This window comes from Sphingobacterium sp. T2 (assembly GCF_000814685.1).
Taxonomy (GTDB): domain Bacteria; phylum Bacteroidota; class Bacteroidia; order Sphingobacteriales; family Sphingobacteriaceae; genus Sphingobacterium; species Sphingobacterium thermophilum.
Map to the genome: position 1 here is coordinate 1 of NZ_JXAC01000226.1, position 12,839 is coordinate 12,839.

General features: G+C 41.5%; 13 protein-coding genes and 3 pseudogenes. 4 read left to right on the forward strand and 12 right to left on the reverse strand.

The window, feature by feature from the left end:
• Positions 1 to 266: 266 nt before the first annotated feature.
• From SD31_RS12720 to SD31_RS19445, 5 genes are all read right to left on the reverse strand, one after another.
• Positions 267 to 464, reverse strand: a complete 198-nt coding sequence (locus SD31_RS12720; RefSeq protein WP_039054416.1) for a histone H1 — start codon at positions 462 to 464, stop codon at positions 267 to 269.
• A 127-nt stretch (positions 465 to 591) separates the two neighbouring features.
• Positions 592 to 837 (reverse strand): S46 family peptidase, encoded by a 246-nt coding sequence (locus tag SD31_RS20340; protein ID WP_262506631.1) that lies wholly within the window; start codon positions 835 to 837, stop codon positions 592 to 594.
• Positions 767 to 1,195: a S46 family peptidase gene (locus SD31_RS19435; RefSeq protein ID WP_262506632.1), complete on the reverse strand. Its 429-nt coding sequence runs from the start codon at positions 1,193 to 1,195 to the stop codon at positions 767 to 769. The genes SD31_RS20340 and SD31_RS19435 overlap by 71 nt, the downstream gene beginning before the upstream one ends.
• A gap of 4 nt (positions 1,196 to 1,199) precedes the next feature.
• Positions 1,200 to 1,394 carry a hypothetical protein gene (locus tag SD31_RS19440; protein ID WP_231561601.1) on the reverse strand — a complete coding sequence of 65 codons (195 nt, stop codon included), beginning with the start codon at positions 1,392 to 1,394 and terminating at the stop codon, positions 1,200 to 1,202.
• A complete protein-coding gene (locus SD31_RS19445) occupies positions 1,354 to 2,739 on the reverse strand; it encodes a S46 family peptidase (protein ID WP_231561602.1) in 1,386 nt (461 codons plus the stop codon). The genes SD31_RS19440 and SD31_RS19445 overlap by 41 nt, the downstream gene beginning before the upstream one ends.
• A gap of 127 nt (positions 2,740 to 2,866) precedes the next feature.
• Between SD31_RS19445 and SD31_RS12730 the strand changes: the two genes are divergently transcribed.
• From SD31_RS12730 to SD31_RS12745, 4 genes and pseudogenes are all read left to right on the forward strand, one after another.
• Positions 2,867 to 4,228 (forward strand): DEAD/DEAH box helicase, encoded by a 1,362-nt coding sequence (locus SD31_RS12730; protein WP_039054417.1) that lies wholly within the window; start codon positions 2,867 to 2,869, stop codon positions 4,226 to 4,228.
• A 1-nt stretch (position 4,229) separates the two neighbouring features.
• Positions 4,230 to 4,469 (forward strand): hypothetical protein, encoded by a 240-nt coding sequence (locus SD31_RS12735; RefSeq protein WP_039054418.1) that lies wholly within the window; start codon positions 4,230 to 4,232, stop codon positions 4,467 to 4,469.
• Complete coding sequence (gldC, locus tag SD31_RS12740; RefSeq protein ID WP_039054419.1) at positions 4,470 to 4,820, forward strand: gliding motility protein GldC; 351 nt, start codon at positions 4,470 to 4,472, stop codon at positions 4,818 to 4,820.
• A 28-nt stretch (positions 4,821 to 4,848) separates the two neighbouring features.
• A pseudogene (locus SD31_RS12745) lies at positions 4,849 to 5,273 on the forward strand (EVE domain-containing protein).
• A gap of 191 nt (positions 5,274 to 5,464) precedes the next feature.
• Here SD31_RS12745 and SD31_RS12750 read toward each other — a convergent pair.
• The 7 genes and pseudogenes from SD31_RS12750 to ileS form a co-directional block, all read right to left on the reverse strand.
• Entirely contained in the window at positions 5,465 to 5,992 is a 528-nt protein-coding gene (locus SD31_RS12750) for an acyl-CoA thioesterase (RefSeq protein WP_039054420.1), read from the reverse strand.
• Between the two features lie 255 nt (positions 5,993 to 6,247).
• A pseudogene (locus SD31_RS12755) lies at positions 6,248 to 7,157 on the reverse strand (SDR family oxidoreductase).
• 1 nt (position 7,158) lies between these two features.
• Complete coding sequence (locus SD31_RS12760; protein WP_231561608.1) at positions 7,159 to 7,854, reverse strand: M20/M25/M40 family metallo-hydrolase; 696 nt, start codon at positions 7,852 to 7,854, stop codon at positions 7,159 to 7,161.
• Between the two features lie 129 nt (positions 7,855 to 7,983).
• Positions 7,984 to 8,568 carry a signal peptidase II gene (locus SD31_RS12765; RefSeq protein ID WP_262506633.1) on the reverse strand — a complete coding sequence of 195 codons (585 nt, stop codon included), beginning with the start codon at positions 8,566 to 8,568 and terminating at the stop codon, positions 7,984 to 7,986.
• A gap of 17 nt (positions 8,569 to 8,585) precedes the next feature.
• On the reverse strand, positions 8,586 to 8,819 hold the full coding sequence (locus tag SD31_RS20345; protein ID WP_262506634.1) for a signal peptidase II: 234 nt from the start codon (positions 8,817 to 8,819) through the stop codon (positions 8,586 to 8,588).
• 67 nt (positions 8,820 to 8,886) lie between these two features.
• Complete coding sequence (locus SD31_RS12770) at positions 8,887 to 9,273, reverse strand: TraR/DksA family transcriptional regulator (RefSeq protein ID WP_039054421.1); 387 nt, start codon at positions 9,271 to 9,273, stop codon at positions 8,887 to 8,889.
• A gap of 4 nt (positions 9,274 to 9,277) precedes the next feature.
• Positions 9,278 to 12,693: pseudogene (gene ileS / locus SD31_RS12775) on the reverse strand (isoleucine--tRNA ligase).
• Between the last annotated feature and the right edge of the window lie 146 nt (positions 12,694 to 12,839).

Here is a 12,839-nt window from a genome sequence, read left to right on the forward strand (position 1 = left end):
GCACGTGTCCTACTTCGCTCAAAGATGGAGCTTAACASGAGGAACAGAGCTGGACAAAAAGGCTTTCGAAAATCCGAAAACCAAAACGTATTGAACAAGAAATAGAGCTCAAAGCAAATAGTTAAAACAAAATTTAGGTAATTTCCTTGAATGAGGATATGTTGAACTACATCCTTCGTCTTACATTGCTTTAATGATATGCATTTATACCACAAAAAAGGCTCACCATTTTTGGTGAGCCTTTTTTGTGAAAGTCTCTTTCTAAATTATATAAAAAGACTTATTTTTTTGCTGCATTTTTTTATAGCAGTAATTTCATTACGAATTTCTTGTGCTAAGGTTTTAATTTCTTGTAAACCTTTACGAACACGTGTACCCGCAGCTGAGTTACCATTGTTGTAAAATTTTTGCGCATCTGCTTCGATAGAAGCTACTAGTTCTTTTAATTTAGTGTAGTTTTCCATGTTATTAATTATAATTAAGTTATTCTATATAAGTTAATTTCTATGATGTAATAAATATACAAAAACAAAAATCATAAAAACAACAAAATAGCACTTTTTTAAGGAAAAAGTGCTATTTTGTCTTTAATTACTCTATAATTTTGAGCTCTTCTATAATGTTTTGCGCTCCTGCAAATTTGTCAATGATAAATAAGACGTAGCGGATATCCACGTTGATGGTTCGCTGTAATTTCGGATCGAAAATTACATCACCAGCCATTGCTTCTATGTTGCCATCGAAGGCGAGCCCTATAAGTTCACCTTTACCGTTCAACACCGGTGAACCAGAGTTGCCTCCTGTGATGTCTTGGTCGGTTAAGAAGTTGACAGGCATATAGCCGTTTTTGTCGGCATAGCGGCCATGTTAATCTTTGTTTTTGTGTAATTTCCAGCAATTTGGCAGGAAGGTCAAACTCCTCGTCATTAGGCTTATACTTGGCGATGGTTCCATCCAACGTAGTATAGTAATTTACTTTAGCGTCATTGCGTTTGTCTTTTGGAAGTGCGCGTACGGTACCATATGTCAGACGAAGGGTACTGTTGGCATCAGGATAGTATTTTCCTTTAGGGTTCATCGCTAAGAAGCCCGCAATATATTTGCGGTATGCCGCTTGGAATTTATCTTCCGCCTCTTCCTGTTGAGGGGTTCTTTCGCGGTATTTGTTGGCTATAGCTGTCGATATTTTGAACAAAGGATCATTGTCGACTTGTTCTACCGAAGGATTTGCTAAGAAAGCTTCCAGTCTCTTCTTTACTGACTAAAATACTCTTATCGAAGGCCTCTTTGATTGTGCCGGAAAACTGCTTATTGTTTTGCTTAGCAAGATCAGCGATATAAGGTGCTATGTCCTCACCTGCCTTGGCTACATAAAGGTTTAGTTCTTCTGCCAAGACGTCGATTTCCAGTGGAAGGTATAGTTTTTCGTAGTTGTCGGCAATGAAAGCCTCTAGACGAGGTCTTTAACTCTTTTCTGTTGTTTTCGTTGGCGGCATATTGCTTTAATCCGTTACCTAAGGAATAAGGTAAGGTAGCAAAGGTTGAAGAACGTAACATTCCCGTAAGGTAGTTGTCGTGTCTTGCCTTCAGATTTGTGGAAGCATAATAGTCATTGATGATTTGAATGACATCGCCATACTGCTCTTTGTTTGCAGGTTTGGAAGCCCATTTGAGGAATTTTTTCTCTGCTTTACGTTTTGTAGCAGAGGTTTTGTGTTTTGTCAAGGCGTCAATCATTCCTTGGCGGTTTTTCCAGTAGTTTGCCACGCTAGAGTATTTTGAAGCGTAATTGATATTCACTTCTTGGTCTTTGTCCATGTGACGTTTCATGGCGTCCATGCCTACTTTAGAGGCTTCCACCCAAGCAGGGTAGGCGTAGAATACGTTTTGGTCAATACCTGCTGCTGGCATCCAGCGGTTTGTGCGGCCCGGATAACCTAAAATCATCGAGAAGTCTCCTTCTTGGAAACCTTTAAGGCTGATAGGTAAATAATGTTTAGGTTTTAAAGGCACGTTGTCTTTGGAGTAAGGAGCCGGATTACCGTCTTTATCTCCATATACACGGAAGATGGAGAAGTCGCCCGTATGTCTTGGCCATTCCCAGTTGTCGGTGTCGCCTCCGAACTTACCGATGCTACTTGGAGGCGTGCCTACAAGACGTACATCGTGATAATCTTGGTAAACAAAATAGTAGTATTCATTTCCATTGTAGAAAGATTTTACGTTTACTACATATTTGCCGTTTTCCGAATTTTCTTTTTCGATTTTAGCAATCTCCTTTTGGATAATGGCGTTACGTTCTTTTTCGGACATCTTGTCGTTTACCAAGCTTAGGATACGTTTGGTAACGTCGTCCATACGTACAAAAAAGCGTACATATAGGGATTTTGGTTTAAGCTCTTCGTTGTAGTTTTTAGCCCAAAAACCGTTAGTCAGATAGTCATTTTCTTTCGTTGACAGCTCGGCAATAGCACCATAGCCACAGTGGTGGTTGGTAAATACAAGTCCATTAGGAGAGACAATCTCTGCCGTGCATCCACCGTTGAATTGTACGATGGCATCCTTAAGACTTGAATGGTTGATGCTATAGATCTCTTCAGCGGTGAGCTGAAGTCCTTTTTTCTGCATGTCGGCTTCGTTAAGACGCTTTATGTGCATCAGAAACCACATGCCTTCGTCTGCCATCGCAAAGAGGGTGGCAGCACAAAAAACAAATAGTAACGCTACTTTTTTCATCATTATATTTTCTTATTTCTAACAAAAATGGATATTATTCACACAGAAAACAACATTTTGCCCATTTAAGTTTGCTTTTTGTGACATAGCTCAGGCAAGATAAGTCCTTAGTTTTGTCTATCTTTGTCAAATGCAAGCATCATTCGAAGATTTCAAATTCAACAAGCAGATCCTTACTGCGATAGCTGAGGCAGGCTATCAGCATCCTACAGAAATCCAACAGAAGGCCATAACGCCTATTCTGGCGGGACAGGATGTGATGGGTATCGCTCAGACCGGTACGGGGAAAACAGCAGCTTTTGTGCTGCCTATTTTGATGAAGTTGAAATATGCACAGGGCAATGATCCGCGGGCGCTAATCCTAACGCCTACGCGCGAGCTTGCACTACAGATCGAAGAGAATATACGTATGTTCTCTACCTATCTGGATTTACGTACGGTGGTGCTGTATGGCGGCATAGGTCCCAAAACGCAGAAAGAACAGCTGGAAAAGGGCTGCGACATCATCGTCGCTACCCCTGGAAGATTTTTGGATCTTTATCTGGAAGGCTATATCAACACGAAGACCTTGAAATTCTTGGTGATGGACGAGGCCGATAAGATGATGGACATGGGGTTTATCTCTAAGATCCATCGTATTTTAGAAGTGGTGCCACGCAAGCGTCAGAACCTGCTCTTTTCGGCGACGATGAGTGAGCTGGTGCATAAAATTGCAGGAGATTTCTTGGAGTTCCCGACAGTGGTAGAGGTGTCGGAGCAGGCTACGCCGGCAAAGACAGTGACGCAGGTGCTTTACCATGTGCCTAACCTGAAGACCAAGATCAACCTGCTCCAGTATCTTTTTAAGGATGATGAGACCTTCCGAAGAGTCATCATCTTCTGTAAAACCCGTGAGGCAGCAGATAATGTATATAGTTTCTTGGAGCGCAAATATGGTATAGAAAACGTACGGGTGATACATGCCAACAAAGGGCAGAATACTCGGATTAACTCTATCAATGCTTTCAAAGCGGGAGAAATACGCTTCTTGGTGGCTACAGATGTAGCAGCCCGCGGGCTCGACATCTCTAACGTAAGTCATGTCATCAATTTTGATGTGCCTATCGTCATTGAGGACTATGTACACCGCATAGGACGTACCGGAAGGGCTTTCAACAAGGGGGATGCCATAACCTTTGCCAATCCGGCAGAGATGTATTATATTGAAAAAATAGAAAAGCTGATCCGTCAGCAGATTCCCGTGGCACCGGTACCCGATGAGGTGCTCGTAGAAGAAACTTCCTTCCACGAAAGACAGGAAATGGCACGGGAAATTGACAATCAGAAGAGAAAAGAAAATCCGGACTTTAAAGGGGCATTCCATGAGAAGAAGCACGTGCTGAAAGAGAAAGAGCGAAAAAAGTCTGGAGGTTTTGCATATAATAGAAAGTCTAACGCTAAAAAGTCTTCAGCAAAGCCGAAGATGAAAGCCAAATCCGGTAAACGCAGATAATATGAAGCTTACACCGCTAAATATTACATTGGCAGTAGTGTTGTTATGGGTGATTTCCGAGTGGCAATCCGGGCAGGAAATGTTAGTGTCATGGGGATGGCTCGTGGTGTGGATTATTGTTATCAGCCTCATAGATTTGGGATTTCGCTTGGTATTTGAAGACTTAAGCAGATTGTGGATTATGCAGGTGGCATTTATGCTACTTGTGGGTATATTGATTATATTATTGAAATTACAGTAAATGAAAACAGCAGAGATAAAATTAAAAGTAAGCTTAGACGCGAAAAACATTCCTGAGGCTATTGAATGGTCTTCAACAGATGGTCAGAATGAGGAACCTCTCCCTGCCAAAGCTATGTTCCTGGCGTTATGGGATGGACAGTATAAAAACTCGTTGCGCATAGACCTTTGGACTAAGGACATGCCATATGACGAGATGAAGCGTTTTTTCTATGAGACTTTGCAGACATTGGGTGACTCTTTCATAAGAGCGGCCGGAGGAGATCCTATGGCTGATAAAGTCATTGGCGATCTGCGAGACTACTGTGCACATTTTGCCGAAAAAATGGAAGTTGTCCAGCCAAAAAGCTAAATTGGTAGTACAATAAAAGATTAAGCGTATGAACTATTTTTTGGTTAAGTCCGAACCTTTCAAATATAGTTGGGAACAGTTCAACAAAGATGGGCAAACCTTTTGGGATGGCGTTCGCAACTATCAGGCACGCAACAACCTCAAAGCCATGAAGAAAGGCGATCTTGTTCTCTTTTACCATAGTAATGAAGGAAAAGAAGGTAGTAGGTATCGCTAAAGTCGTCAAAGAATATTATCAGGATCCAACAACGGATGACCCTAAATGGGTGGTGGTGGATCTGGCTCCTGTGGAGACGCTGAAGAAGCCAGTAACCTTGGAGATGATCAAACAAGATCCGCTGTTGCAAAATATAGCGTTGGTACGACAGGGGCGCCTATCTGTGATGCCTCTACCAAAGAAGAATGAACTTTGACCGAATAAGTAGAATTGGGAAACTCGTAAACGTCCTTTAGTCAATCCGCTAAGGAGTTTTTTGTTTATTCTTTTCTTAACCGTTTTACTCGTTTTGAATATATGCTGCTTACGTTGACCACAAAAGGGGACAACCCTATTGCCCTTTGTAGGCTCCTAAAATGAAAGATATCCATTATCTTTTGCAGAAAATCTGATATGAAAGGTAAAGGAGAAACTTAAAGCTTCTCCCTTATCCTTTGTGTATAAAAAGATTTACGAAGTTTTTAATTTCGGTAGCATCTTCAGGTTTTAGCTTGCCGGCAAGAATAAGCCTTAGTTCTCTACGTTTCAGTGCTTCATTATACAACTTCTTCTCTTCTTCTGTTTCAGGAATAAGCTGAGGTACGGTTTTTGGCTTGCCATCAGGATCTATGGCAACAAAAGTGTAATAAGCTTCGTTACTTTTTACTTTCGTGCCTTGAGGTAAATGTTGAGCAAAAATTTCCATTCGGACTTCCACAGAAGAGTTGAAGGCTCTAGTCACTTTTGCTTGTATGGTCACTACTTCTCCTAGCTTGATGGATCTTTTGAAAGATACATTGTCCACGGAGGCGGTTACGACGACGTTGCTGCAATGTTTTTGTGCAGCCATAGCGGCACAGATATCCATCCAGTAGAGTAGTCTGCCTCCCATAAGGTTTCCAAAAGTATTGGTGTCGTTGGGTAACACCAACTCATTCATTTCCGTGTAAGAATCGCTTGCCTTTTTTGCTTCCATCTACCTTAATTTTAAATATGTATATATGTTAGAGCTACAAAGATACAATAAAAGATAGTGCAATTTACTTTTAGGAAATAAAATAAGGAGAGGGTTATACTTATAGGGGGTGTTTGATGATTTATCACTATTTCAAAAGTAGAGATATCACACTATTTTTACATACCTATTCATCAAAGTATCCATCTTGTTTAGTTGTGTAAATTAAGCTGTTCCTATTTGTCGCCCCATAACAGATAAGGAACAGCTTTTTACTTAATGTTTGTATTCTTCCAGTTGTTTCTTGATGGCATGTAGAGAAGCAACAAAAGGAGTGGGTTGGTATTTCAAAAAGCTCTTGGCTTTGTCTAGGACAAAACCTGTTGTGCGAGGTCTGTTACGATGTTGACCTATAGCTTCAGCAGTGATAGGATGTATTTTAGATGTGTCGAGGTTCCACGTATCCGCAACCAGTTTAACGGCCTCCATTATAGACATCATCTCCTCTCCAGAGATATGAAATATGCCGCTTGCACGTTGCTGCATCGCTAAGTAGCAGGCATCTGCTAGGTCGTCCACCCAGGTACATACGCCATTGATCTACCACGACTGTTATTTCCTTGCCCTGCTCAAGTTGATTTTTTGCCCATAATACTAGGTTGCTGCGCCCCTTGTCTGGAATGGCTCCGTATACTAGTATAGTTCGTAAGATGGCGGCGTCGGCTGCAGATTGTACTATGGCTTCTTCCGCTTCGATTTTGGTCTGGCCATAAAAGTTTACGGCCTTTGTTGGATCACTTTCCCTATAAGGCCCATTTTTTCCGTCAAATACGAAGTCCGTAGAAAGGAAGGTAAGATGTATACCCTTCCGCTTGCAATAGGCTGCTAATGCTTTAGTGACACCGACATTAATCCTGTATGCCGCCTCTTTGTCCTGTTCACAGGCTTCCACACTGGTCATTGCTGCGGTATGTAGGATATGGGTAGGCTTAAACGCTTCCAGCGTAGCGACCATTTCTTCGGTATTTTCGAGGTCCACCTGACAGAATTGATCTGGACTAAGGTAGGGGTTTCGGTTTGCTGATTTTGAAATCCCTAAGAGATTTTCTACCAATGAATAATGGGATAATTTTTCCGAAAATTTCTGTCCTAGAAAACCGTTAGAACCAGTCAGTAATACACGCATATTAATTTGTCCAGATGAAATCCATTTTTTCTTGCATCATGGAATTGTCCAATACTTTAATTTCCAATTCCAAGATAGCTTTTAACGCTTTATAATTGATTTTGTCCGCATCGTCGGTAGCCTTGTGGTAGTCATCATGTCCTCCGGTATGGAAGAAGAGAACAGGGATATGTTTACGGTAGAAGGAGGTTTGATCTGATCCACCGTTGCCGTCGCGGCTTTTATTGATTTTGATAGGAGTGGAGATATTCTCAAATATAGTAGGGAATTTGGAACTTGTACCGTATCCTATGACAGCCAATCCGTTTTCCGGATTGTAGCGTCCAATCATATCCATGTTGAGCATCCAATGTATATTGTCAAGCGGAAGAGTAGGATGTTCGGTCCAGTATTTGGAACCTATCAGCCCCAACTCTTCAGCCGAAAAGGCAATAAAAAGTAGATTGTACTTTTCTTTTACCTTGTTAGAGCTGTAATATCTTGCTAGTTCCAGCAATCCCGCCACTCCTGAAGCATTGTCGTCCGCACCATTGTGAATTTGTCCTATGTGGGCGGGCTCGCGCGTACCACCAAAGTTACCCAATCCTAGATGGTCGTAGTGGGCCCCAATGACGATAGTGTATGGTGCACCGTTGTCCAGAAAGCCGATAATGTTTTCAGCCTTTCGGATGCTGTCTGCGACTGTCACTCGGCGCACCTTAGCCTCAAACGGCTGCCGGAAGCTTGGGTACCTAGAGGCTTCAGCTTATATTTTTTAAATTCCTTTTCTATGTATTTGGCAGCTTTCTCCAACTCTGCAGAACCTGTAGCTCTTCCTTGGAGCTTGTCATCCGCAAGGAAGTAGATATGTTTTTTTAATTTTTTTATTTCTATGTTTTGTGCGGACAGCGGAAACCCAGCACAACAGAAAAGTAGTGTTATTATTAAGGTTAAACGATTTTTCATAATATGGTTTTGTTTTATAGTAAAGATAAAAATAAAGGCCGGATTTTGATTCCAGCCTTTTTATTTTTAGTCTTCTATGATCTCGCTGTGTGGCGTTATCTTTTTCTTTATGTTCTTCTTTGAAATATCTTTTTTGGAATATGAGAATTAAAAATACTCCTACAGTGATAGCGGAGTCCGCAATGTTGAATACAGGGCGGAAAAACAGAAATTCTTCTCCTCCCCATACGGGAAACCAAGAAGGGAAGTTCCCTTCAATAAGAGGGAAGTATAGCATGTCTACCACCTTTCCGTGTAGAAAAGGAGCGTAGCCACCACCTTCAGGGAAAAGCTTCGCCGTTTCAAACATGGTACTTTCGGTGAAGATAACTCCATAAAATACAGAGTCTAGGATATTGCCCAATGCGCCAGCAAATATTAAGGCTACGTTAAGAATAAAACCTCGATTATATTTGTTTTGGATCATATAATGGAGGCCATAACCTATCCCGCATACGGCAATAATACGGAAGAGGTCAGTATGAGCTTTCCATATTCGCCGCCGAATTCCATGCCATAAGCCATGCCGGGATTTTCGATAAAGTGGATTTGAAATTTTTCACCCAGCACATGGAAACTCTGACCTATGGTCATATTCAGTTTTACCCAAAACTTCGATAGTTGATCTATGAGAAGAATAATGACGATTAATATAATGGGTTTCGTATAGCCTTTCATAAGTGTTTTATAAAATAGCCTTTACAACAGAAAATTGCAAAGGCTATTTTCTTAGAGTTTAGTTCTTTTAGTACTGTTTGTTTTTCGCTTCTATACTTAGAGTTGTGTGAGGAACGGCTTTCAGACGTTCTTTCTGGATAAGCTTGCCGGTTTCTCTGCAGATGCCGTACGTTTTGTTTTCGATACGCACCAAAGCTGCTTCAAGATTCTCGATAAACTTCTTCTGACGTGCAGCAAGTTGGTTGATTTGCTCTTTTTCCAAAGTTGCAGAACCGTCTTCCAAAGTTTTATATGTTCCGGCAGTATCGTCTGTGCCGTTGGCATTGTCTCCACTTAAAGTTTTTGTAAGCTCTTCCAGCTCCTGCCTTGCAATCCTCAACTTCTCCAGTATGATAGCTTTGAACTCTTGCAACTCAGCGTCGCTGTAGCGTGTTTTTTCCTTTTGTTCTCCCATAACCTTAGTTTTTTTCGATTAATATTTCTAGTTTACTATCGTTGATTTCTACGTATGTCTCCGTGAGGGACAACATCCACAAAATCAATAGAATCAGCTAGTATTTCGGTGCAAATATACGACAAATTATCTTTGGCTGCTTCTTCGATAGCTTTATTTTGGCTTATTGTAACTTTTATTCTATCTGTAACTTCGAAATCTTTGTCTTTACGCAGATTTTGGATACGGTTGATAAGCTCTCTGGCGATACCTTCCTTTTTCAGCTCTTCCGTAATATGGATGTCTAAGGCTACGGTAAGGTTGCCTAAGTTGGCCACTTGCCATCCGGCCACATCTTCAGCGATGATTTCCACATCTTCCAAGCCAATAGTATATCCGGTATTAGCCAAAGCGATAGTACCGTTCTTTTCTAAGGTGTCAATATCTTCCGCACCCAAAGCTTGGATAGCTGCTGTCACGATCTTCATGTCCTTACCGACTTTGGCTCCCAAGGATTTGAAGTTTGGTTTTATTTTCTTCTTAATAATTCCTGTCGTGTCAGTGATAAATTCTATGGTTTTGATGTTTGTTTCCGACAAGATCAAATCCTTAACACGTTCTACCTTCTCTTGGAAGGTGGAATCCAATACAGGAACCAATATCTTGCTCAATGGTTGACGAACATTGATACCTACTTTTTTACGTAGCGATAAGGTTAATGAAGAGATGTCTTGAGCTAAGGCCATTCTTTCTTCCAACGCTTTGTCTACCAATGCCGTATTATAGGCAGGGTAGTCTGCAAGATGCACGGATTCGAAATTTTCTTTCTTCGTTCCGCTGTTTAGGTCTGTGTATAGCTGGTCGGCGAAGAATGGTGCGATAGGTGACATCAGCTTCGCTACAGTGATAAGACAGGTGTACAAAGTTTGGTATGCTGAAATCTTGTCTTCGGTGTATTCACCCTTCCAGAAACGACGACGACATAGACGTACATACCAGTTACTTAAGTGCTCATCGACAAAGTTTTGGATAGCGCGGGCAGCTTTCGTAGGCTCGTAGTCTTCATAGTAGGAGTCTACCTCTTTGGTTAAGCTGTTCAACAACGAGATAATCCATCTGTCGATCTCAGGGCGTTTCTCGATAGCGATTTCAGGCTCGGCATACGAGAATTTGTCGATATTGGCATATAATGCAAAGAAAGCATAAGTATTATATAAGGTACCGAAGAATTTACGTCGTACCTCATCTAAGCCTTCTTCATTGAATTTAAGGTTATCCCAAGGCGAAGCATTGCTGATCATGTACCAGCGTGTAGCATCTGCCGAATATTTTTCTATGGTATCGAATGGATCTACGGCATTGCCCAAACGTTTGGACATCTTGTTTCCATTTTTGTCGAGAACAAGACCATTAGATACGACATTTTTAAACGCTACAGAACCACGAACCATCGTAGAGATAGCGTGAAGTGTGAAGAACCATCCGCGTGTTTGATCTACCCCTTCAGCGATGAAGTCTGCCGGGAACGCTGAATTGTACTCATCTTTGAAAGGAAGAGGGTCGCCGGCAGCAAGCTTATCGTAATCCAATCCCCATTGTGCGTAAGGCATAGCACCCGAGTCAAACCATACATCTATTAAGTCCGGTTCGCGGTACATCTTTTTGCCTGAATTAGACACAAGAACGATATGGTCTACGTACGGACGGTGAAGGTCTAGCCTTTCTGTGCCGAATTTTTCTAAAAAGGCTCTGTTGGTAGCTTTTTCTTCTTCGCTGAGCACATCAGCGGCTAAAGAAGCTTCCAGATAGCTCTTCAACTCAGGCAATGAGCCGATACAAATCTCTTCGGACTCATCTTCTGTGCGCCAGATTGGTAGAGGTCGTCCCCCAATATCTTGAACGGGAAAGGTTCCAGTCCACAAGGTTTTCCAACCAGTTACCGAAACGACCCGATCCGGTAGTTTCCGGCTTCCAGTTGATGGTTTTATTTAACTCTACCAACTGTTCCTTAACGGCTGTGGTACGGATAAACCAGCTGTCTAATGGGTAATATAATACAGGTTTGTCTGTACGCCAGCAGTGTGGATAGGAGTGCTCGTATTTTTTGACCTCAAAGGCTTTGTTTTCTTCTTTCAGCTTAATGGCGATAAGAACGTCGGTAGGTCGGAAATCTTTATCGGCACGTTCTTCAGCAGAATAATATTCTTCTTTCACAAAACGTCCAGCAAAATCAGTGATTTCCTTCACAAAACGCCCTGTACGATCTACGGTAGGCACTTCCTTTCCGTTTTCATCCTTCACCAAAATTGCCGGAACACCAGCCTCTTTGGCTACACGGAAGTCGTCTGCTCCGTAAGTAGGAGCGATGTGCACAATACCCGTACCGTCTTCTGTACTTACGAAGTCGCCCGGAATTACGCGGAATGCCTTTTCCAACAGTTCTTCTGAGGTTACATACGGCATCAGCTGATGGTAGCGAAGACCTATCATTTCTTCTCCCTTGAATTCAGCTACACACTGCCAAGGAATCAGCTTGTCGCCTAACTTATAATCTTGGAAAGAAGCATTTTCCGCTTCCGCTTTGAAATATTTATTAACAAGATTTTTGGCTAAGATTGCTGAAACAGGTAATCCTGTATATTGGTTGAAGGTCTTTATTTTAACATATTCAATCTTAGGTCCTACAGCCAAGGCTGAGTTTCCTGGTAAGGTCCAAGGGGTTGTCGTCCATGCCAAAAAGGCTACATCTTCTTCGGAAGATTCTACCAATACATTCATCAAAGGATGGAGCTGACCTTTGTCCAGACGAAACTGTGCTACGATTGTCGTATCCTTAACATTTTTGTATGTTCCCGGTTGGTTAAGCTCGTGAGAGCTCAATCCTGTACCTGCAGCAGGAGAATATGGCTGAATCGTATATCCTTTATATAGTAGTCCTTTATTATATAAATCTTTAAGCAAAAACCATAAGGTCTCTATGTATTCGTTTTGATAGGTGATGTACGGATTTTCAAGGTCAACCCAGTAACCCATCTTTTCAGTAAGGTCGTTCCATACATCGGTATATTTCATTACCTCTCTGCGGCAGGCATTGTTATATTCTTCCACAGAGATTTTTACGCCAATATCTTCTTTTGTGATACCCAAAGATTTTTCTACAGCCAATTCTATAGGAAGTCCGTGAGTGTCCCAGCCTCCTTTACGTTTTACCTGATAACCTTTTAAGGTTTTGTAGCGGCAGAAAATATCTTTGATGGTACGTGCCATAACGTGGTGGATACCCGGCATACCGTTTGCCGATGGTGGCCCCTCATAAAAAGTATATGGTTTACTTGCAGGACGGTTCGAAATGCTCTTTGCGAAGATGTTTTCTGCTTTCCAACGTTTTAAAACTTCCTTGCCGATCTCCGGTAAATTTAACTGCTTATATTCCTTGTACATCACGTATTTTATATCAAAATTTCAAAGGTCGCTAATTTAACGAAATAACTTTAAAAATGGAAAGGTGAAAAAATAAGGATAATAGAAGAGGGGCAAATTTCTTCTTTTTGTWWTTTAATTGTTTAATAAAATAATGCTGACCCAAA

Bases quoted from the DNA above. Each gene is read 5' to 3' on its own strand.
- SD31_RS12720 (WP_039054416.1), bottom strand. From the start codon at position 464: ATGGAAAACTACACTAAATTAAAAGAACTAGTAGCTTCTATCGAAGCA.
- SD31_RS12765 (WP_262506633.1), bottom strand. From the start codon at position 8,568: ATGATCCAAAACAAATATAATCGAGGTTTTATTCTTAACGTAGCCTTA.
- SD31_RS19445 (WP_231561602.1), bottom strand. From the start codon at position 2,739: ATGATGAAAAAAGTAGCGTTACTATTTGTTTTTTGTGCTGCCACCCTC.
- SD31_RS12750 (WP_039054420.1), bottom strand. From the start codon at position 5,992: ATGGAAGCAAAAAAGGCAAGCGATTCTTACACGGAAATGAATGAGTTG.
- SD31_RS12730 (WP_039054417.1), top strand. From the start codon at position 2,867: ATGCAAGCATCATTCGAAGATTTCAAATTCAACAAGCAGATCCTTACT.
- SD31_RS20340 (WP_262506631.1), bottom strand. From the start codon at position 837: ATGCCTGTCAACTTCTTAACCGACCAAGACATCACAGGAGGCAACTCT.
- SD31_RS12735 (WP_039054418.1), top strand. From the start codon at position 4,230: ATGAAGCTTACACCGCTAAATATTACATTGGCAGTAGTGTTGTTATGG.
- SD31_RS20345 (WP_262506634.1), bottom strand. From the start codon at position 8,819: ATGAAAGGCTATACGAAACCCATTATATTAATCGTCATTATTCTTCTC.
- SD31_RS12770 (WP_039054421.1), bottom strand. From the start codon at position 9,273: ATGGGAGAACAAAAGGAAAAAACACGCTACAGCGACGCTGAGTTGCAA.
- gldC (WP_039054419.1), top strand. From the start codon at position 4,470: ATGAAAACAGCAGAGATAAAATTAAAAGTAAGCTTAGACGCGAAAAAC.